At 63.0% G+C, this 26,005-nt stretch carries 28 protein-coding genes and 1 pseudogene; 19 read left to right on the forward strand and 10 right to left on the reverse strand.

The window, feature by feature from the left end; all coding sequences use genetic code 11:
- The coding region (locus tag ACQKQA_RS19425) for an aldehyde dehydrogenase family protein (RefSeq protein WP_427561035.1) at nucleotides 1-235 on the reverse strand (235 nt) is incomplete at its 3' end.
- Between the two features lie 239 nt (nucleotides 236-474).
- Here ACQKQA_RS19425 and ACQKQA_RS19430 point away from each other — a divergent pair.
- The gene (locus tag ACQKQA_RS19430) at nucleotides 475-837 is read left to right on the forward strand and encodes a cupin domain-containing protein (protein WP_427561038.1); all 363 of its coding nucleotides are present in this window, start codon (nucleotides 475-477) and stop codon (nucleotides 835-837) included.
- A 58-nt stretch (nucleotides 838-895) separates the two neighbouring features.
- Here ACQKQA_RS19430 and rpmG read toward each other — a convergent pair whose 3' ends face one another.
- Nucleotides 896-1,051 carry a 50S ribosomal protein L33 gene (gene rpmG / locus ACQKQA_RS19435; protein WP_003177274.1) on the reverse strand — a complete coding sequence of 52 codons (156 nt, stop codon included), beginning with the start codon at nucleotides 1,049-1,051 and terminating at the stop codon, nucleotides 896-898.
- An 11-nt stretch (nucleotides 1,052-1,062) separates the two neighbouring features.
- A complete protein-coding gene (gene rpmB, locus ACQKQA_RS19440; RefSeq protein ID WP_007921114.1) occupies nucleotides 1,063-1,296 on the reverse strand; it encodes a 50S ribosomal protein L28 in 234 nt (77 codons plus the stop codon).
- A gap of 547 nt (nucleotides 1,297-1,843) precedes the next feature.
- Here rpmB and ACQKQA_RS19445 point away from each other — a divergent pair.
- Nucleotides 1,844-3,433: an ABC transporter substrate-binding protein gene (locus ACQKQA_RS19445; protein ID WP_427561042.1), complete on the forward strand. Its 1,590-nt coding sequence runs from the start codon at nucleotides 1,844-1,846 to the stop codon at nucleotides 3,431-3,433.
- A gap of 6 nt (nucleotides 3,434-3,439) precedes the next feature.
- Here ACQKQA_RS19445 and radC read toward each other — a convergent pair whose 3' ends face one another.
- A complete protein-coding gene (gene radC / locus ACQKQA_RS19450) occupies nucleotides 3,440-4,114 on the reverse strand; it encodes a RadC family protein (protein WP_427561045.1) in 675 nt (224 codons plus the stop codon).
- 131 nt (nucleotides 4,115-4,245) lie between these two features.
- Between radC and coaBC the strand changes: the two genes are divergently transcribed.
- From coaBC to argB, 4 genes and pseudogenes are all read left to right on the forward strand, one after another.
- On the forward strand, nucleotides 4,246-5,454 hold the full coding sequence (gene coaBC, locus ACQKQA_RS19455) for a bifunctional phosphopantothenoylcysteine decarboxylase/phosphopantothenate--cysteine ligase CoaBC (protein WP_427561048.1): 1,209 nt from the start codon (nucleotides 4,246-4,248) through the stop codon (nucleotides 5,452-5,454).
- Nucleotides 5,455-5,459: 5 nt separating this feature from the next.
- Nucleotides 5,460-5,915 carry a dUTP diphosphatase gene (gene dut / locus ACQKQA_RS19460; RefSeq protein ID WP_427561051.1) on the forward strand — a complete coding sequence of 152 codons (456 nt, stop codon included), beginning with the start codon at nucleotides 5,460-5,462 and terminating at the stop codon, nucleotides 5,913-5,915.
- 249 nt (nucleotides 5,916-6,164) lie between these two features.
- Nucleotides 6,165-7,568: pseudogene (locus ACQKQA_RS19465) on the forward strand (phosphomannomutase/phosphoglucomutase); the annotation flags it as partial.
- Between the two features lie 39 nt (nucleotides 7,569-7,607).
- Nucleotides 7,608-8,513, forward strand: a complete 906-nt coding sequence (argB, locus tag ACQKQA_RS19470) for an acetylglutamate kinase (RefSeq protein ID WP_044465769.1) — start codon at nucleotides 7,608-7,610, stop codon at nucleotides 8,511-8,513.
- A 145-nt stretch (nucleotides 8,514-8,658) separates the two neighbouring features.
- Here argB and pyrE read toward each other — a convergent pair whose 3' ends face one another.
- Entirely contained in the window at nucleotides 8,659-9,303 is a 645-nt protein-coding gene (gene pyrE / locus ACQKQA_RS19475; protein ID WP_427561055.1) for an orotate phosphoribosyltransferase, read from the reverse strand.
- Nucleotides 9,304-9,384: 81 nt separating this feature from the next.
- Here pyrE and ACQKQA_RS19480 point away from each other — a divergent pair, with 81 nt between their 5' ends.
- On the forward strand, nucleotides 9,385-10,164 hold the full coding sequence (locus tag ACQKQA_RS19480; protein WP_003176915.1) for an exodeoxyribonuclease III: 780 nt from the start codon (nucleotides 9,385-9,387) through the stop codon (nucleotides 10,162-10,164).
- Nucleotides 10,165-10,225: 61 nt separating this feature from the next.
- Here ACQKQA_RS19480 and ACQKQA_RS19485 read toward each other — a convergent pair whose 3' ends face one another.
- Both ACQKQA_RS19485 and rph read right to left on the reverse strand, forming a co-directional pair.
- Nucleotides 10,226-10,594, reverse strand: a complete 369-nt coding sequence (locus tag ACQKQA_RS19485) for a DUF4870 domain-containing protein (RefSeq protein ID WP_427561058.1) — start codon at nucleotides 10,592-10,594, stop codon at nucleotides 10,226-10,228.
- A gap of 31 nt (nucleotides 10,595-10,625) precedes the next feature.
- Nucleotides 10,626-11,348, reverse strand: a complete 723-nt coding sequence (gene rph, locus ACQKQA_RS19490) for a ribonuclease PH (RefSeq protein WP_230010160.1) — start codon at nucleotides 11,346-11,348, stop codon at nucleotides 10,626-10,628.
- Nucleotides 11,349-11,619: 271 nt separating this feature from the next.
- Here rph and ACQKQA_RS19495 point away from each other — a divergent pair, with 271 nt between their 5' ends.
- From ACQKQA_RS19495 to ACQKQA_RS19520, 6 genes are all read left to right on the forward strand, one after another.
- Nucleotides 11,620-12,483, forward strand: a complete 864-nt coding sequence (locus ACQKQA_RS19495) for a YicC/YloC family endoribonuclease (RefSeq protein ID WP_427561060.1) — start codon at nucleotides 11,620-11,622, stop codon at nucleotides 12,481-12,483.
- A 12-nt stretch (nucleotides 12,484-12,495) separates the two neighbouring features.
- Nucleotides 12,496-13,116 carry a guanylate kinase gene (gene gmk, locus ACQKQA_RS19500; protein ID WP_427561063.1) on the forward strand — a complete coding sequence of 207 codons (621 nt, stop codon included), beginning with the start codon at nucleotides 12,496-12,498 and terminating at the stop codon, nucleotides 13,114-13,116.
- 168 nt (nucleotides 13,117-13,284) lie between these two features.
- Nucleotides 13,285-13,548 carry a DNA-directed RNA polymerase subunit omega gene (gene rpoZ, locus ACQKQA_RS19505; protein WP_007921129.1) on the forward strand — a complete coding sequence of 88 codons (264 nt, stop codon included), beginning with the start codon at nucleotides 13,285-13,287 and terminating at the stop codon, nucleotides 13,546-13,548.
- A gap of 57 nt (nucleotides 13,549-13,605) precedes the next feature.
- The gene (spoT, locus tag ACQKQA_RS19510) at nucleotides 13,606-15,711 is read left to right on the forward strand and encodes a bifunctional GTP diphosphokinase/guanosine-3',5'-bis pyrophosphate 3'-pyrophosphohydrolase (RefSeq protein ID WP_427561066.1); all 2,106 of its coding nucleotides are present in this window, start codon (nucleotides 13,606-13,608) and stop codon (nucleotides 15,709-15,711) included.
- Between the two features lie 37 nt (nucleotides 15,712-15,748).
- Nucleotides 15,749-16,129, forward strand: coding sequence for a RidA family protein (locus ACQKQA_RS19515; protein ID WP_003213288.1), 381 nt, complete (start codon nucleotides 15,749-15,751; stop codon nucleotides 16,127-16,129).
- Nucleotides 16,130-16,184: 55 nt separating this feature from the next.
- Entirely contained in the window at nucleotides 16,185-16,925 is a 741-nt protein-coding gene (locus ACQKQA_RS19520; protein WP_427561070.1) for a hypothetical protein, read from the forward strand.
- 50 nt (nucleotides 16,926-16,975) lie between these two features.
- Here ACQKQA_RS19520 and ACQKQA_RS19525 read toward each other — a convergent pair whose 3' ends face one another.
- Nucleotides 16,976-17,833, reverse strand: coding sequence for an SDR family oxidoreductase (locus ACQKQA_RS19525; RefSeq protein WP_427561073.1), 858 nt, complete (start codon nucleotides 17,831-17,833; stop codon nucleotides 16,976-16,978).
- A gap of 187 nt (nucleotides 17,834-18,020) precedes the next feature.
- On the opposite strand from ACQKQA_RS19525, the gene exbB reads away from it, so the two are divergent.
- The 6 genes from exbB to ACQKQA_RS19555 all read left to right on the forward strand — a co-directional run bounded on the left by exbB (nucleotide 18,021) and on the right by ACQKQA_RS19555 (nucleotide 24,833).
- Nucleotides 18,021-19,010, forward strand: a complete 990-nt coding sequence (gene exbB / locus ACQKQA_RS19530) for a tonB-system energizer ExbB (protein WP_427561076.1) — start codon at nucleotides 18,021-18,023, stop codon at nucleotides 19,008-19,010.
- 6 nt (nucleotides 19,011-19,016) lie between these two features.
- Nucleotides 19,017-19,445, forward strand: a complete 429-nt coding sequence (gene exbD, locus ACQKQA_RS19535) for a TonB system transport protein ExbD (protein ID WP_427561079.1) — start codon at nucleotides 19,017-19,019, stop codon at nucleotides 19,443-19,445.
- The gene (locus tag ACQKQA_RS19540) at nucleotides 19,442-20,188 is read left to right on the forward strand and encodes an energy transducer TonB family protein (protein ID WP_427561083.1); all 747 of its coding nucleotides are present in this window, start codon (nucleotides 19,442-19,444) and stop codon (nucleotides 20,186-20,188) included. The genes exbD and ACQKQA_RS19540 overlap by 4 nt, the downstream gene beginning before the upstream one ends.
- Nucleotides 20,189-20,348: 160 nt before the next feature.
- Complete coding sequence (locus tag ACQKQA_RS19545) at nucleotides 20,349-21,269, forward strand: LysR substrate-binding domain-containing protein (RefSeq protein WP_427561085.1); 921 nt, start codon at nucleotides 20,349-20,351, stop codon at nucleotides 21,267-21,269.
- A 9-nt stretch (nucleotides 21,270-21,278) separates the two neighbouring features.
- The gene (gene recG, locus ACQKQA_RS19550) at nucleotides 21,279-23,354 is read left to right on the forward strand and encodes an ATP-dependent DNA helicase RecG (RefSeq protein ID WP_427561088.1); all 2,076 of its coding nucleotides are present in this window, start codon (nucleotides 21,279-21,281) and stop codon (nucleotides 23,352-23,354) included.
- Nucleotides 23,355-23,432: 78 nt separating this feature from the next.
- Nucleotides 23,433-24,833, forward strand: a complete 1,401-nt coding sequence (locus ACQKQA_RS19555) for an aminoacyl-tRNA deacylase and HDOD domain-containing protein (protein WP_427561091.1) — start codon at nucleotides 23,433-23,435, stop codon at nucleotides 24,831-24,833.
- Between the two features lie 88 nt (nucleotides 24,834-24,921).
- Here ACQKQA_RS19555 and ACQKQA_RS19560 read toward each other — a convergent pair whose 3' ends face one another.
- Both ACQKQA_RS19560 and ACQKQA_RS19565 read right to left on the reverse strand, forming a co-directional pair.
- Nucleotides 24,922-25,305: a helicase gene (locus ACQKQA_RS19560; RefSeq protein ID WP_427561093.1), complete on the reverse strand. Its 384-nt coding sequence runs from the start codon at nucleotides 25,303-25,305 to the stop codon at nucleotides 24,922-24,924.
- Nucleotides 25,306-25,484: 179 nt separating this feature from the next.
- Nucleotides 25,485-25,937 (reverse strand): XAC2610-related protein, encoded by a 453-nt coding sequence (locus ACQKQA_RS19565; protein ID WP_427561095.1) that lies wholly within the window; start codon nucleotides 25,935-25,937, stop codon nucleotides 25,485-25,487.
- Nucleotides 25,938-26,005 lie beyond the last annotated feature (68 nt).

Consider the following 26,005-nt stretch of genomic DNA (forward strand, 5'->3'; position numbering starts at 1 on the left):
CCAGGCGCGACCAGACGCCGGAGTTGAACGTGGCGCGGGCGTTTTCCACGGCGCGCTGCGCATCCGCGGCGTCACAGCTGGCAATCTTGGCCAGCAGACGGCCATCGACCGGACTGATGCAGTCGAAGGTTTCGCTGGAGACGGCGGCGGTGTATTCGCCATTGATGTAGGCGCGGCCTTCGATTTTCAGGTCGCGGGCACGTTGTTCCCAATCGGCTCGAGTCAGGGTGGTCATACGAGTGTCCTCCTCTTGTTGGATACGGGCGCCACGCGCATTCAATGCCGGCACCTTCAGGAATTCTGCCCGGCCAGCCTGCTGTCGGCCCACGGCATCCGCCACCCTAAACCAGCGGCACCCGAAGTTTCAATATATTTGACAGAAAGCCAGGGAAACGCCATTGCCATGTTCATTTTAATAAACATAGACTCTGGCCTTTCCGATCACTCGCGCCGCAATCAGGGGGGAATACCAGCATGAGCATCCAGGACATCGTCGACTTCGGCCAAGCCAACACCGCGGCCGAGCGTTACCGCCCTGCCCAGGAAAAGGTCCTCAAGGGCGACCCCGAGCAGGCTGTCTTCAATCACTACAACAGCCCATGTGGCCAGATGAACGCCGGGGTGTGGGAAGGCGCGGTCGGCCAGTGGACGGTGAACTACACCGAGCATGAGTACTGCGAGATCGTGCAGGGGGTTTCGGTGCTGCGTGACATCGACGGCAACGCCAAGACCTTGCGCGCTGGCGATCGCTTCGTGATTCCCGCCGGCTTCAGGGGCACCTGGGAAGTGCTGGAGCCGTGCCGCAAGATCTATGTGATCTTCGAACCGAAGGCCTGAATCACAGGCACAAAAAAACCCGCTTGAAGGCGGGTTTTTTTGTCAGAAGAAAAATCAATTACTTGATTTTGCCTTCTTTGTAGATCACGTGCTTACGAACAACCGGATCATATTTCTTGATCTCGATTTTGTCCGGAGTGGTGCGCTTGTTCTTGTCGGTAGTGTAGAAGTGACCAGTACCGGCGCTCGAAATCAAACGAATCAATTCACGCATGATTAGCTCCCTTAAACCTTGCCATCGCGACGAAGTTCGGCCAGCACGACATCAATGCCACGCTTGTCGATGATACGCATGCCTTTGGCAGATACGCGCAGACGCACGAAACGTTTCTCGGACTCAACCCAGAAGCGGTGATGCTGCAGGTTCGGCAGGAAACGACGACGGGTTTTGTTGTTTGCGTGGGAAATGTTATTCCCGGTTACCGGACCCTTACCGGTAACTTGACAGACTCTCGACATGCCTCAGCCCTCTAAAACCACATGCCCAACCCGGCATGGGTTGGCCGCTTAATCTCTCAGTCATTTGGCGCCAGGCGCCGCGTTTCTTTAGGGTCTTACCGGCTACACCTACTAGCGAAGGAACCGGGCCCCTAGAAAAGAGCGCTGCTTTATACCAGAAAGACCCCGTATCAACAACAGCCGGTGTGTTTTGGATTGCGAAAAGTCCCTGCTTTCTTACTTCGAGGGCCTGCACCAAAGGCTGGCGCTGCAACCGACCGCTCGTCGCAGAATAAATTTCCCGCGGGTAAAACAGGCCGCAAAATCGTCGGCAGCGGCCGCTGTGCCGGGCGCGCCTGGGCAATATAGGGAAAAAAACCGGCCGGTCAATTCATGCCTGATGTTTCCATGCCAAAAACGGTCACGGATAGGCAGCGCCGCGATAAACACCCGCGTATCCGCCCCGCCGGCAAAAAAGGAGATAGTCATTTTCCAGCGGGGCCACTAGGGTAGGCCTTTTCCAGACTGCACTCGCAGATGGGCCTTCGATCTGCAAAGGAAGCCAAACATGCGCCTCGCTGCCCTCCCGCTGTTGTTCGCCCCTCTTCTTCTGAGCCCGCTGGCCCATGCCGCCACCTTGAGTGTGTGCACCGAGGCCAGCCCGGAAGGTTTCGACGTGGTGCAATACAACTCGCTGACCACCACCAACGCCTCGGCCGATGTGCTGATGAATCGCCTGGTGGACTTCGACGCCAGCAGCGGCAAGGTGGTGCCGAGCCTGGCCGACAGCTGGGACGTTTCGGCCGACGGCCTGACCTACGTGTTCAAGCTGCATCCGCAAGTGAAGTTCCACCGCACACCGTACTTCAACCCGAGCCGCGAGCTGACCGCCGAAGACGTGAAGTTCAGCTTCGAGCGCATGCTCGACCCGGCCAACCCTTGGCATAAAGTGGCGCAGAGCGGCTATCCCCATGCCCAGTCCCTGCAGCTGCCAACGCTGATCAAGAAGATCGACGCCCTGGACCCGCTGACCGTGCGCTTCACCCTCGATCATGCCGACTCGACCTTCCTCGCCACCCTGAGCATGGGGTTCGCGTCGATCTACTCCGCCGAATACGCCGACCAGTTGCTCAAGGCCGGCGCCCAGGACAAGCTCAACAGCCAGCCGATCGGCACCGGCCCGTTCATTTTCAACCGTTTCCAGAAAGACGCGTCGATCCGCTACAAGGCCAACCCCGACTACTTTGCCAGCAAGCCGGCAGTGGAGTCGCTGATCTTCGCCATCACGCCCGATGCCAACGTGCGGCTGCAGAAGCTGCGCCGCAATGAATGCCAGATCGCCCTGTCGCCCAAGCCCCTGGATGTGACTGCAGCCCTGCAGGAACCCACGCTCAAGGTCGAGAAGACCGCGGCCTTCATGACCGCCTTCGTTGCCCTCAACAGCCAGCATCCACCACTGGACAAACCCGAGGTGCGCCAGGCCATCAACCTCGCGTTCGACAAGGCCCACTACCTCAAAGCGGTCTTCGAAGACACCGCGGAACCCGCCAACGGCCCCTTCCCGCCCAACACCTGGAGCTACGCCAAGGAGCTGCCGGGCTACGCCCACGACCCGGCGAAAGCGCGTCAGTTGCTAGCCAAGGCCGGCCTGAAAGACGGTTTCCAAACCACGATCTGGACCCGTCCTTCCGGCAGCCTGCTGAACCCCAACCCGAGCCTGGGCGCGCAACAGCTGCAGGCGGACCTGGCGGAAGTGGGGATTCAAGCGGAGATCCGCGTGATCGAATGGGGCGAACTGATCCGCCGGGCCAAGGCCGGCGAACACGACCTGCTGTTCATGGGCTGGGCCGGCGACAACGGCGATCCGGATAACTTCCTCACCCCGCAGTTCACCTGCGCGGCCCTGAAGTCGGGGACCAACTTCGCCCGCTACTGCGACCCGGGCCTGGACAAGCTGATCACCGCCGGCAAGACCACCACCGAGCAAGGCGTACGCAGCAAGCTCTACCAGCAGGCGCAAACCCAGATCCAGCAGCAGGCCCTGTGGCTGCCCCTCGCGCATCCGACCGCCTTCGCCCTGACGCGCAAGGACGTGCAGGGCTATCAGGTCAGTCCGTTCGGCCGCCAGGACTACTCGAAGGTCAGCCTCAAGCCCTGACCGCAGCTACATCCAGCCGTACTCGGCCATCGACAGCGGTTCGCCTTCGCCGACGATGAAATGGTCGAGTACGCGCACGTCCACCAGGTCCAGCGCCTCCGTGAGCCTGCGGGTCAGCACCCGATCCGCCTGGCTCGGCTCGGCCACGCCCGAAGGATGGTTATGGCACAGGATCAGCGCGGCGGCGTTGTGCGCCAGGGCACGCTTGACCACCTGCCGCGGGTAGACGCTGGTGGTGTTGATGGAGCCCTGAAACAGCGCCTCGAACGCCAGCACCCGGTGCTTGGAGTCGAGAAACAGGCAGCCGAAAACCTCATGGGGCTCATGCCGCAGCAGCGCCTTGAGGTAGTCACGGACCGCCACCGGGCTTTCCAGCACCGAATTGCGACTGAGCTTTTCCGCCAGATGCCGCCGCGCCATTTCCAGCACCGCCTGCAATTGCGCGAACTTGGCCGGGCCCAGGCCCAGTTGCCGACTGAAGGTCAGCTGGTCCGCCTCGAGCAGGCCACGCAGGCTGCCGAATTGATGCAACAGGTGTCGCGCCAGGTCCACCGCGCTTTTCCCAACGACGCCGGTACGCAGGAAAATCGCCAGCAATTCGGCGTCGGAAAGGGCCAGCGCGCCCTGCTCGAGAAGCTTCTCCCGCGGGCGCTCCGCCGCAGGCCAGTCGCGAATGCTCATAGCACCTCCATGTGTGTGGGCGCCGCTGTTCCATAGCGGTCGCTGTGCTATCTTAGCCCATCTTTTTGCGTGGACTTTCCCCTGGGGAGGGGGTGTTACACGCAGCAATCATTGAGCGAAAAGGCAGGTCTATGCAGCGGCTGTATCGGAAACGCATCGTTCTCGGCGTCGGCGGCGGCATCGCTGCCTATAAGAGCGCCGATCTGGTTCGCCGACTCCTCGACCAGGGCGCGGAAGTGCGTGTGGTCATGACCCGCGGCGGCAGTGAATTCATCACTCCGCTGACCATGCAGGCCCTGTCCGGGCACCCGGTCCACCTGGACCTGCTCGACCCCGCGGCTGAAGCCGCCATGGGCCATATCGAACTGGCCAAATGGGCCGACCTGGTACTGATCGCCCCCGCCACCGCCGACCTGATCGCCCGCCTGGCCCAAGGCATCGCCGATGATCTGCTGACCACCCTGGTTCTGGCCACCGACGCCACAGTCGCCATCGCCCCGGCCATGAACCAGGCCATGTGGCGCGACCCGGCCACCCAGGCCAACACCCAGCTGCTGCAAAGCCGCGGCCTGAAGGTGTTCGGCCCGGCCGCCGGCAGCCAGGCCTGCGGCGACATCGGCCTGGGCCGCATGCTCGAAGCCACCGAGCTGGCCTCGTGCGCCGCCGACTGCTTCCAGCACCTGGCACTGACCGGCAAGCACGTGCTGATCACCGCCGGCCCGACCCAGGAAAACATCGACCCGGTGCGCTACATCACCAACCACAGCTCCGGGAAGATGGGCTTCGCCCTGGCCGAGGCCGCCGTTGAAGCCGGTGCCCGGGTGACCCTGATCACAGGTCCCGTGCACCTGCCCACTCCGGACCGCGTGACCCGGATCGACGTGGTCAGCGCCCGCGACATGCTCGCTGCCTGCGAAGCCGCCATCCCGTGCGACCTGTTCATCGCCTCGGCAGCGGTCGCGGACTACCGCCCGGAAGTCGTCGCCCCACAGAAATTGAAGAAAGACCCTACGAACGGCGACGGCCTGCTGCTGCAGATGGTGCGCAACCCGGACATCCTGGCCAGCATCGCCACCCGCCCCGACCGTCCATTCAGCGTCGGCTTCGCCGCTGAAACCGAACACCTGCTCGACTACGCTGCGCGCAAACTCAAGGACAAGAACCTCGACCTGATCGTCGCCAACGACGTGGCCAACCCGAGCATTGGCTTCAACAGCGAGGAAAACGCCTGCAGCGTGATTGACCGGGAGTTGCACGCAACTCTCTTCGCCCAGACCAGCAAGGGCAAGATTGCCCGCCAACTGATCGCTTTCATCGCCGAACGGCTGAACCAGGTTTAACTCGCATGCACGCTTTACAAGCCAAGATCCTCGACCCACGCATCGGCAACGAATTCCCCCTGCCGCAGTACGCCACGCCAGGCTCCGCCGGCCTGGACCTGCGCGCCATGCTCAAGCAGGACACCACCCTGGAACCGGGCCAGACCCTGCTGATCCCTACCGGCCTGTCGGTCTACATCGGCGATCCGGGCCTTGCCGCGCTGATCCTGCCGCGCTCCGGCCTGGGCCACAAACACGGCATCGTCCTGGGTAACCTGGTCGGCCTGATCGACTCCGACTACCAGGGCGAACTCATGGTTTCCTGCTGGAACCGTGGCCAGACAGCCTTCAACATCGCCGTGGGCGAGCGCATTGCCCAGCTGGTACTGGTGCCTGTGGTCCAGGCGCACTTCGAAGTGGTCGAAGCCTTCGACGAAAGCCAGCGCGGCGCGGGCGGCTTCGGCCACTCCGGCAGCCATTGAGTGAAAAGCCGGGCCGCGCCAGCGGCCCGGCCCGGGATTGTCCGGTTGTTTCAGCCCCAGAACCCAGCAGCTTTACTCACGGACCGAGCCGTCCGGAATCCAGGCAGAAGGTGATCGAAAAAAAGCTGACGCTCATCAGATGGCATTTTTGCACCATGAACCCAAGGGCAAAAACGCCGTCATACCCTTCAGTTTTTGCCTGCCGGCCAGTATTCCGGCCTGTCCTGCCCCCTTTGTAGACGGAGCAACCCAGTGATGAGCAATGCAGCCCCAGTCGCACCCAAGTTCCCTGAAAGCATCTTTCGCGCCTACGACATCCGCGGCACCGTCCCGGAAACCCTGAACGCCGAAACGGCCTACTGGATCGGCCGCGCCATCGGCTCCCAGAGCCTGGCCCAGGGCGAACCGAACGTTTCCGTGGGCCGCGACGGCCGCCTGTCCGGCCCCGAGCTGGTGGCGCAATTGATCCAGGGCCTGTGCGACAGCGGCTGCCACGTCAGCGATGTCGGCCTGGTGCCGACACCGGCGCTGTATTACGCCGCCAACGTGCTGGCCGGCAAATCCGGGGTGATGCTGACCGGCAGCCACAACCCGTCGAACTACAACGGCTTCAAGATCGTCATCGCCGGCGACACCCTGGCCAACGAGCAAATCCAGGCCCTGCACGATCGCCTCAAGACCAACAACCTGAGCAGCGGCCAGGGCAGCATCACCCAGGTCGACATCCTCGACCGCTACGGCAAGGCAATCACCGACGACGTCAAACTCGCACGCCGCCTGAAAGTGGTGGTCGACTGCGGCAACGGCGCGGCCGGCGTCATCGCGCCCCAATTGATCGAAGCGCTGAACTGCGAGGTCATCCCGCTGTTCTGCGAGGTGGACGGCAACTTCCCCAACCACCACCCGGACCCGGGCAAGCCCGAGAACCTGGAAGACCTGATCGCCAAGGTCGCCGCAACCAAGGCCGATATCGGCCTGGCGTTCGACGGTGACGGCGACCGCGTCGGCGTGGTGACCAACACCGGCAGCATCGTCTTCCCTGACCGCCTGCTGATGCTGTTCGCCAAAGACGTGGTGGCGCGCAACCCGGACGCAGAGATCATCTTCGACGTCAAATGCACCCGCCGCCTGACCCCGCTGATCAAGGAATATGGCGGTCGCCCGCTAATGTGGAAGACCGGTCACTCGTTGATCAAAAAGAAGATGAAGCAGACCGGCGCATTGCTGGCCGGTGAAATGAGCGGGCATATCTTCTTCAAGGAACGCTGGTTCGGTTTCGACGACGGTATCTACAGCGCCGCGCGGCTGCTGGAGATCCTCAGCCAGGAAAAATCCACCGCGGAAGAGCTGTTCGCCACCTTCCCGAACGATATTTCCACGCCGGAAATCAATATCCATGTGACCGAAGAGAGCAAATTCAGCATCATTGATGCACTGCACGACGCGCAATGGGGCGAAGGCGCCGACCTGACCACCATCGACGGCGTACGAGTCGATTACCCCAAGGGTTGGGGCCTGGTTCGCGCCTCCAATACCACGCCGGTGCTGGTGCTGCGTTTCGAGGCCGATGACGAAGCCGAACTGCAGCGCATCAAGGATGTGTTCCACACCCAGCTGAAACGTGTTGCACCTGATCTCCAACTACCGTTTTGATTTTTCGAAGCGCCTTTTATTGAAGTGCCGGAGCCCTGAATGACCCTCGAACGCGATGCCGCCGCCAATACCGCCAAGGTCCTGTCCGAAGCGCTGCCTTATATTCGCCGCTATGTCGGCAAGACCCTGGTGATCAAATACGGCGGCAACGCGATGGAAAGCGAGGAGCTGAAGACCGGCTTCGCCCGCGACATCGTGCTGATGAAGGCTGTCGGGATCAATCCGGTGGTGGTGCACGGCGGCGGTCCGCAGATCGGTGACCTGCTCAAGCGCCTGTCCATCGAGAGCCACTTCATCGACGGCATGCGCGTCACCGACGCGGCGACCATGGACGTGGTGGAGATGGTCCTCGGCGGCCAGGTGAACAAGGACATCGTCAACCTGATCAACCGCCATGGCGGCAGTGCCATCGGGCTGACCGGCAAGGACGCGGAGCTGATTCGCGCGAAGAAGCTCACCGTCACCCGCAAGACCCCGGAAATGACCACCCCGGAAATCATCGACATCGGCCACGTTGGCGAAGTGGTCGGCATCAACACCGACCTGCTGAACCTGCTGGTCAAGGGTGATTTCATCCCGGTGATCGCCCCGATCGGTGTCGGCGAGAACGGTGAGTCCTACAACATCAACGCCGACCTGGTGGCCGGCAAGGTGGCCGAGGCGCTGAAAGCCGAGAAGCTGATGCTGCTGACCAACATCGCCGGCCTGATGGACAAGTCGGGCAAAGTCCTGACCGGCCTGACCACCCAGCAGGTCGACGCCCTGATCGAAGACGGCACCATCTACGGCGGCATGCTGCCGAAGATCCGCTGCGCGCTGGAAGCGGTACAGGGTGGCGTGGGCAGCTCGCTGATCATCGACGGTCGCGTACCGAACGCGATCCTGCTGGAGATCTTCACCGATACCGGTGTGGGCACCCTGATCAGCAATCGCAAGCGTCCTTAAGCACTGCAATAAAAAAGACCCCGCCAGGCCAAGCCAGGCGGGGTCTTTTTTTATTGCGCCTTTCGTAGGAGCGGAGCTTGCCCGCGATAGCGGTGTATCAGGTTAGACCGCTATCGCGGGCAAGCCTCGCTCCTACAGGACAGCGTCAAACGCCGAATTGCGCGCGGTAGGCTTCTACCGCCGGCAGGTGCTGCTTGAGCGCCGGATCGTCGGCCAGGAACTGCAGGACCTGGTTCAGGGAAACGATGCTCACCACCGGAATGCCGAAGTCGCGCTCGACTTCCTGGATCGCCGACAACTCGCCGTTGCCACGCTCCTGACGGTTCAGGGCGATCAACACGCCCGCCGCCTTGGCGCCTTCCTGGGACTCGATGATCTGCATCACTTCACGAATCGCCGTGCCCGCGGTGATCACGTCGTCGATGATCAACACATCGCCGGTCAACGGCGCGCCCACCAGGCTGCCGCCTTCGCCATGGGCCTTGGCTTCCTTGCGGTTGAAGCACCACGGCAGATCGCGCTGGTGATGCTCGGCCAGGGCCACGGCCGTCGCCGCCGCCAAAGGAATGCCTTTGTACGCGGGACCGAACAGCACGTCGAAGGAAATGCCGCTGTCGACGATCGCCGCGGCATAAAAACGCCCCAGCTGCGCCAGGGCCGAGCCGCTGTTGAACAGGCCGGCATTGAAGAAGTAAGGACTGGTACGTCCGGACTTCAGGGTGAACTCACCGAAGCGCAAAACCCCGCGATCGATGGCAAAACGAATGAAATCGCGCTGATACGCCTGCATGAAAAAACCCCAAATACCACGGATTTAGCTAATTAAGTAGACCTCGGGTATCATACACGCACGTGATTTTTGGGGCCATTTATGCGGATCATCAGTGTGAACGTCAATGGTATTCAGGCTGCAGTGGAGCGTGGTTTGCTCAGCTGGTTACAAGCACAGAATGCCGACGTCATCTGCCTGCAGGACACCCGCGCCTCCGCCTTTGAACTGGACGATCCAGCCTTCCAACTGGATGGCTACTTCCTTTATGCCTGCGATGCCGAAGTTCCCGCCCAAGGCGGTGTGGCTTTGTACTCGCGGTTGCAACCGAAGGCTGTCATCAGCGGTCTCGGCTTCGAGACGGCCGACCGCTACGGGCGCTACCTGCAAGCCGATTTCGACAAGGTCAGCATCGCGACCTTGCTGCTTCCTTCCGGGCAGAACGGCGATGAAGACTTGAACCAGAAGTTCAAGCTTATGGACGATTTCGCCCGCTATCTGGATAAACAGCGGCGCAAACGTCGCGAGTACATCTATTGTGGCTCGCTGTACGTGGCGCAACAGAAGCTGGATATCAAGAACTGGCGCGACAGCCAGCAATCTCCGGGCTTCCTGGCGCCTGAGCGTGCCTGGATGGACGAGATTGTCGGCAACATGGGTTATGTCGATGCCCTGCGCGAAGTCAGCCGCGAAGGCGATCAGTACAGCTGGTGGCCGGACAACGAACAGGCCGAGATGCTCAACCTGGGCTGGCGTTTCGACTATCAGTTGCTGACCCCGGGCCTGCGTCGTTTCGTGCGCAGTGCACGCCTGCCGCGCCAACCGCGCTTCTCGCAGCACGCGCCGCTGATCGTGGACTACGACTGGACGCTGACCATCTAAGCGTCTTTTCGCAGCTACAAAAAAGCCGACAGCGATGTCGGCTTTTTTGTGGGCGTTCGGTCTACTTGATCAGTCGCCAGGTGAATGGATAGCGGTACGCCACCCCTTCGTTGGCCTTGATCCCGGCGATGATAGTCAGCACCAGGGCGCCGATCGCCAACAGACCGAAGAGCAGGAAGCCCACCAGCACCGCCATCAGCAGGAAGCAGACCAGCGAGGCGATGGCCACCGTGATCTGGAAGTTCAGCGCTTCCTTGCCCTGGGCATCGATGAATGGGTCGGTCTCGCGCTTCATCTGCCAGAGGACCAGGGGGCCGATCAGGGTTCCGAACGGAATCCAGATCCCCAGCAAGGCCGACAGGTGACAGAACATGGCCCACTGCCGCACCTCGTGGCTCGGCAGGGGTTGCGGAAGCTGGTCGTCGCTCATGATGCTCTCCTTGCGGGAAGTCGCCGGGCAATCAGTCAGCCAAGGCTGCCTGTTGCAGTTCGAAGATCTCGCTCATGCCTTTTCTGGCCAGCGCCAGCATGGCGTTCAGCTCTTCCGGCTGGAACGGCGCGCCTTCGGCAGTGCCCTGGACTTCGATGAAGCCACCGGTACTGGTCATGACCACATTGAGGTCGGTCTCGGCCGCCGAGTCTTCCAGGTAATCCAGGTCCAGCACCGGTTCACCCTGGTACATGCCCACGGAAACCGCCGCGATCATTTGCTTGATCGGGTCGCCGCCCTTCAGGCCGCCGCGCTTCTTGATCACTTTCAGCGCATCCACCAGGGCCACCATGGCACCGGTGATCGACGCGGTACGGGTGCCGCCATCGGCCTGGATCACATCGCAGTCGACATACAGGGTGACGTCGCCCAGCTTGGTCATGTCCAGCGCAGCGCGCAGGGAGCGACCGATCAGGCGCTGGATCTCCAGGGTCCGGCCGCCTTGCTTGCCGCGGCTGGCTTCGCGCTGGTTACGCTCGCCGGTGGAACGCGGCAGCATGCCGTATTCGGCGGTCAACCAACCCTGGCCCTGGCCCTTGAGGAAGCGGGGCACGCCGTTCTCGACGCTGACCGTGCAGATCACTTTGGTGTCACCGAACTCGACCAGTACAGATCCCTCGGCGTGTTTGGTGTAGTTGCGGGTGATGCGGATCGAGCGGAGCTGATCGGCAGCGCGACCACTTGGACGTTTCATAGGGAAATACCTGTACGGGGACTGAAAACTGCCGGACATTATAGAGCCCGCAGCCCGGCCTGGGCAGTTCTAAAAAGCCCGGCCCGTCGGCAACGCCCCCTGGAACGCTCCTCCGGTCGCCCCGCAGCGCTTTGTCACACCCGCAGTTTGGGAGCATCCACCGCACTGCGCTACAATCCTGCGCCTTCGTAGCCTATCGGCTTCAATTCATTCATAGCGGGCCCGTGCAACCCTCTGCGGTTGGCGGTGGACCTGTATCGGAGGTATCTCCATGGTGCACAGCATGACCGCCTTCGCCCGGGTAGAACGGGCCGGCACTCAGGGCACCCTGAGCTGGGAACTGCGCTCGGTCAACAGCCGTTACCTCGAACCGCACCTGCGCCTGCCGGAGTCCTTCCGTGACCTGGAAGGCGCGGTCCGCGAGGCCCTGCGCCAGGGGCTGTCGCGCGGCAAGATTGAGTGCACCCTGCGCTTCACCGAAGAAACCACCGGCAAACCGCTGCAGGTCGACCGCGAGCGCGCCGCGCAACTGGTGGCCGCCGCCGAATCCGTGGCCAGCCTGATCAAGCAGCCGGCGGCCCTGAACCCGCTGGAAGTCCTGGCCTGGCCCGGCGTGCTGGTGGCCGACGCCAGCGATCCGCAGGCCCTGAACAACGAGGCCCTGAGCCTGTTCAACCAGGGGCTGCAAGAACTGAAGAACGGCCGCGAGCGCGAAGGCGCCGAGCTGGCCCGGCTGATCAACGACCGCCTGACTTCCATCGAGGAAGACGTCGCGACCCTGCGCGAGCTGGTCCCGCAGATGCTCGCCACCCAGCGCCAGAAGGTGCTCGATCGCTTCGCTGACATGCAGGCCGAGCTCGACCCCACGCGCCTGGAACAGGAAATGGTCCTGCTCGCCCAGAAGAGCGACGTCGCCGAAGAACTGGACCGCCTGAGCACCCACATCATCGAAGTGCGCCGCGTCCTCAAGTCCGGCGGCGCCGCCGGCCGGCGCCTGGACTTCCTGATGCAGGAGCTCAACCGCGAAGCCAACACACTGGGCTCCAAGGCCTTCGACCCGCGCAGCACCCAGGCGGCGGTCAACCTCAAGGTGTTGATCGAGCAGATGCGCGAACAAGTACAGAATATCGAGTAAGGCTACCCCCACATGAACCACAGCACCGGCACCCTCTACATCATTTCCGCGCCCTCGGGCGCGGGCAAGACCAGCCTGGTCAAGGCCCTGATCGACGCCGATCCATCGATCCGCGTTTCCGTGTCCCACACCACCCGCGCCATGCGCCCGGGCGAAGTGGACGGCGTGAACTACCACTTCGTCTCGCGCGAAGCGTTCGTGAAGATGGGCGAACACGGCGACTTCCTCGAGCGCGCCGAAGTCTTCGGCAATCTCTATGGCACCTCCCAGAGCCACCTGCAGCAGACCCTGGACGAAGGCCACGACCTGATCCTGGAAATCGACTGGCAAGGCGCCGAGCAGGTGCGCAAGCTGATGCCCCAGGCCCGCTCGGTCTTTATCCTGCCGCCGTCCCAGCAGGCCTTGCGCCAGCGTCTGACCAACCGCGGCCAGGACAGCGACGAGATCATCGAAGGCCGGATGCGCGAAGCCGTCAGCGAAATGAGCCACTACGTCGACTACGACTACCTGATCATCAACGACGATTTCGCCCACGCGCTGGACGATCTGAAAGCGATTTTCCGCACCAACCAGCTGCACCAGAAGCGCCAGCAACAGCGTTTCGGTAAACTGCTCGCCGAACTGCTGGGCTGATACAGCTCTTCCCAAAACCGCTGCAAGGGCTTTACATTGGCACTTGTAGCGCGTCGGAAAGCTTGGTTAAAAAATCAGCGCTTCCCTAATCGCTGGTGATTTTTTAAACTGTCGAGTCCGCTCGCCCATCCGGGCACCGCGCATATTGCATTTGCTACGAGGAAGACCATGGCCCGCGTAACCGTTGAAGACTGTCTAGAACACGTGGATAACCGCTTTGAGCTGGTCATGCTCTCTACCAAGCGTGCCCGTCAACTGGCAACCGGCGGCAAAGAGCCGAAAGTAGCCTGGGAAAACGACAAGCCTACCGTTGTCGCCCTGCGCGAAATCGCTGAAGGCCTGATCGACTACGCAGCTATCGCTGAAGCCGAAATCGTTGAAGATGAACCGCTTTTTGCTGCTTTCGAGGACGAGTCCAACGAGGCCGTCTAAGCCTATGCCTGGTCGACGTAGCACGGCGCGGGATCACAGCTTACGGCAGGAGTCATCATGCCGAGCATAGACGCCCTCGCCGATCGCTTATCGACCTACCTCGGCACGGACCAGGTCAATCTGGTCCGCCGAGCGTATTTCTACGCCGAACAAGCCCATGACGGTCAGCGCCGTCGCAGCGGCGAGGCGTACGTCACGCACCCATTGGCGGTCGCCAATATTCTCGCCGACATGCACATGGACCATCAGAGCCTGATGGCCGCGATGCTGCATGACGTGATCGAAGACACCGGTATCGCCAAGGAAGCGCTGCAAGCGCAGTTCGGTGAAACCGTGGCCGAACTGGTCGACGGGGTCAGCAAACTGACCCAGATGAACTTCGAGACCAAGGCCGAAGCCCAAGCGGAAAACTTCCAGAAAATGGCCATGGCCATGGCGCGCGACATCCGCGTGATCCTGGTCAAGCTGGCCGACCGCCTGCACAACATGCGCACCCTGGAAGTGCTCTCCGGCGAAAAACGCCGGCGGATCGCCAAGGAAACCCTGGAGATCTACGCCCCCATCGCCAACCGCCTGGGCATGCACAGCGTACGCATCGAGTTCGAAGACCTCGGCTTCAAGGCCATGCACCCGATGCGTTCCGCGCGGATCTACCAGGCGGTCAAGCGCGCCCGGGGCAACCGCAAGGAAATCGTCAACAAGATTGAAGAATCCCTGGGCCACTGCCTGGCCATCGATGGCATCCAGGGCGAGGTCAGCGGCCGCCAGAAGCACCTGTACGGCATCTACAAGAAGATGCGCGGCAAGCGCCGGGCCTTCAACGAGATCATGGACGTCTACGCGTTCCGGATCATCGTCGACAAGGTCGACACCTGCTACCGCGTGCTCGGCGCTGTACATAACCTGTACAAGCCGCTGCCGGGCCGCTTCAAGGATTACATCGCGATCCCCAAGGCCAACGGCTACCAGTCGCTGCACACGACGCTGTTCGGCATGCACGGCGTGCCGATCGAGATCCAGATCCGCACCCGCGAAATGGAAGAGATGGCCAACAACGGCATCGCCGCCCACTGGCTGTACAAGTCCAGCGGCGACGAGCAGCCAAAGGGCACCCATGCCCGGGCTCGCCAGTGGGTCAAGGGCGTGCTGGAGATGCAGCAACGCGCCGGCAACTCCCTGGAATTCATCGAAAGCGTGAAGATCGACCTGTTCCCGGACGAGGTCTACGTGTTCACGCCCAAAGGCCGGATCATGGAGCTGCCCAAGGGCTCCACGGCGGTCGACTTCGCCTACGCGGTACACACCGACGTCGGCAACAGCTGCATCGCCTGCCGCATCAACCGCCGCCTGGCGCCGCTGTCCGAACCGCTGCAGAGCGGCTCCACCGTGGAAATCGTCAGCGCCCCGGGTGCACGCCCGAACCCGGCCTGGCTCAACTTCGTAGTCACCGGCAAGGCTCGCACCCACATCCGCCACGCACTGAAACTGCAACGCCGCTCCGAGTCCATCAGCCTCGGCGAACGCCTGCTGAACAAGGTGCTCAACGGCCTCGACAGCTCGCTGGAACAGATTTCCGCGGAACGCATCAAGGCCATGCTCACCGAGTACCGCCTCGAACTGATCGAAGACCTGCTCGAAGACATCGGCCTGGGCAATCGCATGGCCTATGTGGTGGCCCGCCGCCTGCTCGGCGAAGGCGAACAGTTGCCAAGCCCGGAGGGCCCGCTGGCCATTCGCGGTACCGAAGGCCTGGTCCTGAGCTATGCCAAGTGCTGCACCCCGATCCCCGGCGACCCGATCGTCGGGCACCTGTCCGCGGGCAAGGGGATGGTGGTGCACCTGGACAACTGCCGCAATATCAGCGAAATCCGCCATAACCCGGAAAAATGCATCCAGCTGTCGTGGGCCAAGGATGTCACCGGCGAATTCAATGTCGAGCTGCGCGTGGAGCTGGAACACCAGCGCGGCCTGATCGCCCTGCTGGCCAGCAGCGTCAACGCGGCCGACGGCAATATCGAGAAAATCAGCATGGACGAACGCGATGGTCGCATCAGCGTGGTCCAACTGGTGGTCAGCGTGCACGACCGCGTGCACCTGGCCCGCGTGATCAAGAAGCTGCGCGCCCTGACCGGGGTCATCCGCATCACTCGCATGCGTGCATAGCTCGCCCCCAAGCCCCGACCATTACAAGGAGTCATTCATGACCAAGACCGTTATCACCAGCGACAAGGCACCTGCCGCGATCGGCACCTACTCCCAGGCGATCAAGGCTGGCAACACCGTCTACATGTCCGGCCAGATCCCGCTCGATCCAAAGACCATGGAACTGGTGGAAGGCTTCGAAGCCCAGACCATCCAGGTATTCGAGAACCTCAAGTCCGTGGCCGAAGCCGCCGGTGGTTCGTTCAAGGACATCGTCAAGCTGAACATCTTCCTCACCGACCTGAGCCACTTCGCCAAGGTCAACGAGATCATGGGCAAGTACTTCGAACAGCCCTACCCTGCCCGCGCCGCCATCGGCGTTGCCGCCCTGCCAAAAGGCGCGCAGGTTGAAATGGATGCCATCCTGGTCATCGAGTGACACCTCCGGCGCGGCTACCCAGGCCGCGCCGTCTTCGTTCTGAAAGGATTTGCTCATGCGCCAAGCGCTAGCCCTCTCGTTGTGCGCCCTGTTTCTCGGTGGCTGCGCCAGCGACCCCGCCGACCGTGACATCAGTGGCACCTGGATCAATCAGGTCGCCATCGACGCCGCCACCAAGGGCGGACCTCTGCGCGAAGCCCTGCAAGGCTACGGCCCGACCCTGGAATGGGACGTCAACACCAAGGCCGGTCAGGCGCGCTACAACAACGGTTTCGAAAACGCCCAAGGCCAGATGCTGGCTGAAAAGTCCGGTTCCTGGAAAATCGACTTCTACAATTCCGCCATCACCTTGAAACGCGACGGCAAACAACTGCTGCAAGAAGCCAACGACAACGAACCGGAACAGGTCTTCGATCGTCCCAAGGACCCGGCACCGGAAGGCGCGCCACTGGGCGCCAACTTCGAGCGCGCCCTGTACTCGGCCTACCTGGGTGGCGAGTGGAAAATCGTCAACGGCCCGGGCGAAGGCGGCACGGTACTGTTCCAGTCCAACGGCCAGGTCATGGGCCTGCCGGGCGCCGATCGCTTCGCACTGTGCCTCGCCGGCGACTGCGCGTCGATGACCGACGGCTACGACAACCTGTGGCTGCAACTCAACGGCCAGGGCAAGCCGTGGATCTTTGCGCGCAACGGCAAGCAACTGGAGATCTTCCAGGCCATCAACACCTCCCAGGAGGCGGACCAGTTCCCCGGCTACATCCAGGGTACGCGCCAGTGGTTACTGGAAAAACAGTGACCCAGCAAAAAGGAGCCGCAAGGCTCCTTTTTCTTTATCCAGGACAGGGCTCAGCTCCGACCCTCGATAATCTCCACATACCCCTCGCGAAAACTCGGATAACGCGGCTCCCACCCCAGAGCCCTGGCCCGGGCGTTGCTGCAGCGCTTGCTGCCAGAACGCCGCACACTCGCATCGGCCGCCCACTCGGTCACGCCCAGGTACTCGCGCAGCCAGGCCACCACCTCCGCCAATGGCGCCGGTGCATCGTCGACACCGATATAGCAGCCCTCGAGCGCCACGCCGCGCCGATCGGCCTGCAGCAGGAAGGCCAGCAGCCCTGCGGCATCGTCGGCATGGATGCGGTTGCCATACAGCGGCGGATCGATGGCGACGCGATAGCCCTGGCGCACCTGACTCAACAGCCACTCCCGCCCCGGGCCGTAGATGCCGGTCAAGCGCACCAGGCTGGCGGGAATACCACTGTGCAAGGCCACTTGCTCGGCCTCGAGCATCAGGCGCCCGGAATAGCCGTCGGCCTGCGCCGGCGAGGTCTCGTCGATCCACTCGCCGTCCTTCTGGCCATAGACGCTGCTGCTGGACACGAACAGCAGGCGTTTCGGCGACTGCCCGTGCTGCTTGAGCCAACCCAGGACATGGGTCAGCCCCTCGACATAGGCCGCGCGATAACCCGCCTCGTCATGCTCGGTGGCGGCCGCGCTGTACACCAGGTAATCCAGGGGCGTGGTGGGCCAGCTTGACGGGCACTGCTCGCTGAACAGATCGCCCGCCACGCCGATCACCCCCGCCGGCAAGTGCGAAACCGTGCGCCGCAGGCCATAGACCTGCCAGTTTTCGGCCAGCAATTGCTGCGCCAGACGACTGCCGACATCACCGCAGCCAGCAATCAGAACAGTAGGGGCGGACATCAGAAAACTCCTATCGGAAAGCCACAGACTAGCGTCGGCAATGGACGAGCGGCTAGCAATCAAAGAAAAAAAGAGACTCTATTACTTCTGTTAACAAGAATTAGTTGCAATAATGACCGTCCATTTGTTCTCGGCCCTGCGAGGCCTAGAAGGACACTTACCCTTTTCCCTCTCAGGTCCGGCCAGCATGACACGCAATCAATTCCCCGCTTCGCCAACCCAACGCCCAAGCCCGCTGCGCGCCATGAGCGCGGTCGCTGCGTTGCTGTTCAGCCTGCTGCTGGCCCCGACCGCGGCCTTCGCCGATGAGCAGGCCCCGGCCGCTACTTCGGCACCTGCCGCAGCTCACGCACCGGCCAACGCCGCGACCCCGGCAGCCACCCCAGTGGCCATGGCGCCGGCGCCCGCCGAAGGCGAACCGGCTGTGCAGGCCTCTGAAGTCCTCGAAGCGGACAACACCCTGGGCATGGCCCACGACCTGTCGCCGTGGGGCATGTACCAGAACGCCGACATCATCGTGAAGCTGGTGATGATCGGCCTGGCCATCGCCTCGATCATCACCTGGACCATCTGGATCGCCAAGGGCTTCGAGCTGATGGGCGCCAAGCGTCGTCTGCGCGGTGAGATCCTCGACCTGAAAAAGGCCATCACCCTCAAGGAAGCCAGCGTCACCGCCGCCAAAGAGGGCACCCTGGCCAACCTGCTGGTCCACGACGCGCTGGAAGAAATGCGCCTGTCGGCCAATAGCCGCGAGAAAGAAGGCATCAAGGAACGCGTCAGCTTCCGTCTCGAGCGCCTGGTCGCCGCCTGTGGCCGCAACATGAGCAGCGGCACCGGCGTCCTCGCCACCATCGGCTCCACAGCGCCCTTCGTTGGTCTGTTCGGCACCGTGTGGGGCATCATGAACAGCTTCATCGGCATCGCCAAAACCCAGACCACCAACCTCGCCGTCGTTGCCCCCGGCATCGCCGAAGCCCTGCTGGCAACCGCTCTGGGCCTGGTCGCAGCGATTCCGGCCGTGGTCATCTACAACGTCTTCGCCCGCTCCATCGCCGGCTACAAGGCCCAGGTATCCGACGCTTCGGCGCAAGTCCTGCTGCTGGTCAGCCGTGACCTGGATCACCTGCCGACCACCGTCGAGCGCTCCGCCCAACCCCATGTGGCCAAAGTAGGGTAATCCGCCATGGGCCTGCATTTGAAAGAAGGCGCAGAAGACGATCTGGCCGAGAACCACGAAATCAACGTCACGCCGTTCATCGACGTGATGCTGGTGCTGCTGATCATCTTCATGGTCGCGGCGCCCCTGGCGACCGTGGACATCAAGGTCGATCTCCCGGCCTCGACCGCCAAACCGGCGCCGCGCCCGGAGAAGCCGGTGTTTCTCAGCGTCAAGGCCGACCAACGCCTGTATCTGGGCGACGACGAAGTGAAAGCCGAAGCCCTCGGCGCCACCCTCGACGCCAAGACCCAGGGCAATAAAGACACGACGATCTTCTTCCAGGCCGACAAGGGCGTGGATTACGGCGACCTGATGAGTGTGATGGATGCCCTGCGGGCCGCCGGATACCTGAAGGTCGGCCTGGTCGGACTTGAGACGGCTACCAAGAAATGATCACGACGCGCCAAAAACTGACGCGTTACAGCGGTAGCCTGGCTATCGTGCTGGGGGTCCACGCGGTCGCGATCCTGCTCGCGCTCAACTGGAGCTCCCCCATGCCGGTCGAGCTGCCACCTCAGGCGATGATGGTCGAGCTGGCGCCGCTTCCGGCACCGCCTCCTCCGGCGCCGCCCAAGGTCGTGACGCCACCGCAGCCGCCGGCTCCGGTCGAAGAACTGCCGCTGCCCAAACTGGCGGAAGCGCCGAAGCCGACGATTTCCGTGCCCAAGCCGGCCAAACCCAAGCCCAAGCCACAACCGCCCAAGCCAGTGGAAAAAACGCCGGAACCGCCGAAGGAAAAGCCGAGCGAAGAGAAGCCCAGCGACGCTCCGCCCGCACCCGCCGCGGCACCGTCCTCAGCCCCCGCTCCGGGCCCGTCGCCCTCGCAGATCGCCGCCAAGGAAAGCTGGCAAGGCACCCTGCTGGCGCACCTGGCCAAGTACAAGAAGTACCCGCCAGGCGCCCAGGCACGGGGCAAGGAAGGCTTGAACCGGCTGCGCTTCGTGGTCGACGCCCAGGGCAACGTGCTGTCCTACGAACTGGTAGGACGCTCGGGTAACGCCGATCTGGACCGGGCTACCCTGGAAATGATCCGCCGCGCCCAGCCGCTGCCCAAACCACCGGCGGACATGCTCAACAATGGCTCGATCGAAATCGTCGCGCCCTTCGTTTACTCCCTGGAGAAACGTCGCCGCTGAGCAGGCAAGCCCCAACGAAAAGGCACCGCAAGGTGCCTTTTTGCTTTTTCGCGGGCGCTACTCATGCATTGCCCAGTGTTACAGCAAGTCCTCCGTCTGATAACGTGCGTCTATCGATTGCAGCCGGTATGCTTGGCCCGCAACCTCATGGACGTCCGCTATGACTCTGACTGAATTACGCTACATCGTTACCCTCGCCCAAGAGCAGCACTTCGGCCACGCGGCCGAGCGTTGCCATGTCAGCCAGCCGACCCTGTCGGTGGGCGTGAAGAAGCTGGAAGACGAACTCGGTGTGCTGATTTTCGAGCGCAGCAAGAGTGCGGTACGTCTGACCCCGGTCGGCGAAGGTATCGTCGCCCAGGCGCAAAAGGTTCTCGAACAGGCCCAAGGCATCCGCGAGCTGGCCCAGGCCGGCAAGAACCAGCTGACCGCCCCGCTGAAAGTCGGCGCGATCTACACCGTCGGCCCGTACCTGTTCCCGCACCTGATCCCGCAACTGCACCGGGTCGCCCCGCAGATGCCGTTGTACATCGAAGAGAACTTCACCCACGTGCTGCGCGACAAGCTGCGCAACGGCGAACTGGACGCGATCATCATCGCCCTGCCGTTCAACGAAGCCGACGTGCTGACCCTGCCGCTGTACGACGAACCCTTCTACGTGCTGATGCCAAGCACCCACCCCTGGACCCAGAAAGAGACCATCGACACCAACCTGCTCAACGACAAGAGCCTGTTGCTGCTGGGCGAAGGCCACTGCTTCCGCGACCAGGTGCTGGAAGCCTGCCCGACCCTGACCAAGGGCAACGACGGCGCCAAGCACACCACGGTGGAATCCAGCTCCCTGGAAACCATCCGCCATATGGTCGCTTCGGGCCTTGGCGTCTCGATCCTGCCGCTGTCGGCGGTGGACAGCCATCACTACGCCCCGGGCGTGATCGAAGTGCGCCCGCTGACCCCGCCGGTGCCATTCCGTACCGTGGCGATCGCCTGGCGCGCCAGCTTCCCGCGGCCCAAAGCCATCGAGATCCTCGCCGATTCGATCCGCCTGTGTTCGGTGGCCAAGCCGCCTGCCGCGAGTTAAGCCGTCGCGATGACTGAGCTGTCGAAAGTGTCGGTCACGGCACTCAAGGGTGTCGGCGAAGCCATGGCCGAGAAACTGGCCAAGGTGGGCCTGGAGAACCTGCAGGACGTCTTGTTCCACCTGCCCCTGCGTTATCAGGACCGCACCCGCGTGGTGCCGATCGGTGCGCTGCGCCCCGGCCAGGATGCGGTGATCGAAGGCACCGTCAGCGGCGCCGACGTGGTGATGGGTAAGCGCCGCAGCCTGCTGGTACGCCTGCAGGACGGCACCGGCGGCCTGAGCCTGCGTTTCTACCATTTCAGCAACGCGCAGAAGGAAGGCCTGAAGCGCGGCACCCGCGTGCGCTGTTACGGCGAAGCGCGCCCCGGCGCCTCGGGGCTGGAAATCTACCACCCGGAATACCGCGCCATCAGCGGCGACGAACCGCCGCCGGTGGACCAGACCCTGACCCCTATCTATCCACTCACCGAAGGCCTGACCCAGCAGCGCCTGCGCATGCTGTGCCAGCAGAGCCTGGCCCTGCTCGGCCCGCGCAGCCTGCCGGACTGGCTGCCGGCAGAACTGGCGCGGGATTACCAGCTGGCGCCGCTGGACGATGCGATTCGCTACCTGCACCACCCACCCGCCGACGCCGATGTCGACGAGCTGGCCCTGGGGCACCACTGGGCCCAGCACCGCCTGGCGTTCGAGGAACTGCTGACCCATCAACTATCCCAGCAACGTCTGCGCGAAAGCCTGCGCTCGCAACTCGCCCCGGCGCTGCCCAAGGCCACCCGGCTGCCGGCGCAGTACCTGAAGAACCTCGGCTTCCCGCCCACGGGGGCGCAGCAGCGGGTCGGCAACGAGATCGCCTACGACCTCAGCCAGCCGGAGCCGATGCTGCGGCTGATCCAGGGCGACGTCGGGGCCGGCAAGACCGTGGTCGCCGCCCTGGCCGCCCTGCAAGCGCTGGAAGCCGGGTACCAGGTGGCGCTGATGGCGCCGACCGAGATCCTCGCCGAGCAGCACTTCATCACCTTCAAGCGCTGGCTGGAGCCCCTGGGGCTGGAAGTCGCCTGGCTGGCCGGCAAGCTCAAGGGCAAGAACCGCAGCGCCGCCCTGGAACAGATCGCCGCCGGGGCGCCGATGGTGGTCGGCACCCACGCCTTGTTCCAGGACGAAGTGCAGTTCAAGAACCTGGCGCTGGTGATCATCGACGAACAACACCGCTTCGGCGTGCAGCAGCGCCTGGCCCTGCGCCAGAAAGGCGTGGGCGGACGCCTGTGCCCGCACCAGCTGATCATGACCGCTACGCCGATTCCGCGGACCCTGGCCATGAGCGCCTACGCCGACCTCGACACCTCGATCCTCGATGAGCTGCCGCCGGGCCGTACGCCGGTGAACACCGTGCTGGTCACCGACTCGCGGCGGGTCGAGGTCATCGAACGGGTGCGCGCCGCCTGCGCCGAAGGGCGCCAGGCCTATTGGGTGTGCACGCTGATCGAAGAGTCCGAAGAGCTGACCTGCCAGGCCGCGGAAACCACTTACGAAGACCTGAGCAGCGCCCTGGGCGAGTTGCGGGTCGGCCTGATCCACGGGCGCATGAAACCGGCGGAAAAGGCCGAAGTCATGGGCCGCTTCAAGGTCGGTGAGTTGCAGCTGCTGGTGGCCACCACCGTGATCGAAGTCGGCGTCGATGTGCCCAACGCCAGCCTGATGATCATCGAGAACCCCGAACGCCTGGGCCTGGCCCAGTTGCACCAGCTGCGCGGCCGCGTGGGTCGGGGCAGCGCCGCCAGCCACTGCGTGATGCTCTACCATCCGCCCCTGTCGCAGATCGGCCGCCAGCGCCTGGGCATCATGCGCGAAACCAACGACGGTTTCGTCATCGCCGAAAAGGACCTGGAACTGCGCGGCCCCGGCGAGATGCTCGGCACCCGCCAGACCGGCCTGCTGCAATTCAAGGTCGCCGACCTGATGCGCGACGCCGACCTGCTGCCGGCGGTGCGTGACGCCGCCCAGGCCCTGCTGGAGCGCTGGCCGCACCATGTCAGCCCGCTGCTGGAACGCTGGCTGCGCCATGGGCAGCAATACGGCCAAGTGTGAGCAGTGTCTCAGTTAAGGGGCGAATGCCCCGATCAAGCTGGTTATACTCCTGAAATTGTTTGAAAACGGATACAGACCATGACAGAAGTTGCCCTCGCCACCGCAGCCCCGCACGCTCCGTCTGTAATCCGGCTGCTGCTCGACAAGCTGAACATCAGCTTCACGGAAGTGCTCGACCACCCAGGCCTCCCGGCCGCGCGCAAGGTACAGGCGGTCCTGCTGGACGACGCCGTTGGCGCGCTGATGGTGCTGTTCCCCCAGAGCCAGTTGCTGGACCTCAATCGCCTCGCCGAACTGACCGGCCGCCGCCTGACCGCGGTCTCGACCGAGCGCCTGGAGCGCATGCTCGGCAAACACAACCTGAGCCTGCTGCCCGGCCTGCCGGCGCTCACCAGCTCGCCCTGCCTGTATGAAGAAAGCCTGCTGCGCGAACCGAACCTGCTGATCAACTCCGGCGAACCGGGCCTGCTGCTGGAAATCACCAGCGAGGCCTTCAAGAGCATGCTGAGCAAGGCCAGCGCCGGCAACTTCGGCGAGGCCCTGAGCAGCATCCGCCCGAACCTCGACCGCCCGGACGATGACCGCGAAGAAATCACCCAGGCGGTGCAGGCCTTCACCGCCCGGCGCATCCAGCAACGCCTGGAAGCGACCATCGAAATTCCGCCCCTGGCCGAGACGGCGCAGAAGATCATCAAGCTGCGGGTCGACCCCAACGCCACCATCGACGACATCACCGGCGTGGTGGAAACCGACCCGGCCCTGGCCGCGCAGGTGGTGAGTTGGGCCGCCTCGCCCTACTACGCCTCGCCGGGCAAGATCCGCTCGGTGGAAGACGCCATCGTCCGCGTCCTGGGCTTCGACCTGGTGATCAACCTGGCGCTGGGCCTGGCCCTGGGCAAGACCCTGAGCCTGCCCAAGGACCACCCGCAACACAGCACGCCGTACTGGCAGCAGTCGATCTATACCGCCGCCGTCATCGAAGGCCTGACCCGCGCCATGCCCCGCGCCCAGCGCCCGGAATCGGGCCTGACCTACCTCGCCGGCCTGCTGCACAACTTCGGCTACCTGCTGCTGGCCCACGTCTTCCCGCCGCACTTCTCGCTGATCTGCCGGCACCTGGAGGTCAACCCGCACCTGTGCCACAGCTACGTGGAACAGCACCTGCTGGGCATCAGCCGCGAGCAGATCGGCTCCTGGCTGATGCGCTATTGGGACATGCCGGACGAGCTGTGCACCGCCCTGCGCTTCCAGCACGACCCGAGCTACGACGGCGCCTACGCCGAGTACCCGAACCTGGTGTGCCTGGCCGTGCGCCTGCTGCGCAGCCGCGGCATCGGCTCCGGCCCCGACGAAGCCATCCCCGATGCCATGTTCGAGCGCCTGGGCATCACCCGCGACAAGGCCGAAGACGTGGTCAGCAAAGTCCTCGAAGCCGAAGTCCTGCTGCGGGAACTGGCCTCGCAGTTCAGCCAGCACTAACGCAAAACGGGCAAGCCCCACTCCCGTAGGAGCGAGGCTTGCCCGCGATAATCTCCCCCGATCAAACCCGACCGGATCTAACCCGTTCTCAAGCCTTCGGCTTGGCCTTCTTCGGCTTCAGGTACTTGGTCAGCCCCTGGAACCAGATCACCAGCGCCGGGTTGCCCTTGATCTGGATCGACTTGTCCTGAATCCCGGTCATAAAGGCCAGTTGCTTGTTCTTCGCCTGCATCGTGGCAAAACCATAAGCCGCATCCTTGAAGGCGATGGCAAACGCCGGCTCGGGATACACCCCGGACTTGCTGGTAATCCGCTGGCCCTTCACCAGGAAATGCCGCGCCACCTTGCCATCCAGCGTCTGCAGCTGAAACACCAGCTCCTTGTCGCCCAGCTGCTGCTGGAACGCCGGATTGGTCCGGCTGGCCTTGCCCATCAACAGGCCCATCATCCACAGAAGAAAACGAAATTTCATGCGCAAAGCCCCAAAGGAAAAATGAACGGCTGGCGCAGTGTAGCGGCTTCGGAAGGGAACGCCACTATCGGGTGACGTTGAAAGAGGATGGACAGGTTTTCTCGCATGATGACCGCCAAGTCACGTTTTACTGCCTGTCTGACAGGCCTGCCCACATCCCCATCTGCGCATTCCCACACTCAGCGCGGAAACCGGGTTACGCACTGCTTCGCCACGTTCATCTCCCAGTAAGTGCTGATCAGCGCTTTGCGTTTTTTATCTATCTCGAGGTTAACGAAACCGTCGCCGCAATCCGGCTGCAGTTCTTCGAAGAACCCTGTTTGTGGTTGGAAAACGAAAATCCTATGAATGTCGTAGGTGCCCATTCCGTCGTCGATTTGCCAAACCGCAAAATCCTTCATGCCGTCGAAATTGAAATCGTCGATCTGCACGTGCAGTTCGTTCAGGGCTTCGAATTCTATTGTCCTGGATTCGCTATGAGCCTCGCTTTTAACCGCGACCCTTAACGTCGATCCCTCCAACACCAGCGTCGTTTCGACGTTTGTGGCTGGATTGAACGTCGTCACCTCGGCAAACGCCGTAACCGTCCACAACAACCCCAACAGCGATACGGCTAAAGTCTTGAATCGCATTTCCTTGCCCCATTCCCACTGACAACCGGTTTCCAACGATGAGGCACGAACGTGCTCTCGCCCCCACC

Origin of the sequence: Pseudomonas sp. NPDC089530, from assembly GCF_050280705.1 — a bacterium.
In the GTDB taxonomy this organism is placed as follows: domain Bacteria; phylum Pseudomonadota; class Gammaproteobacteria; order Pseudomonadales; family Pseudomonadaceae; genus Aquipseudomonas.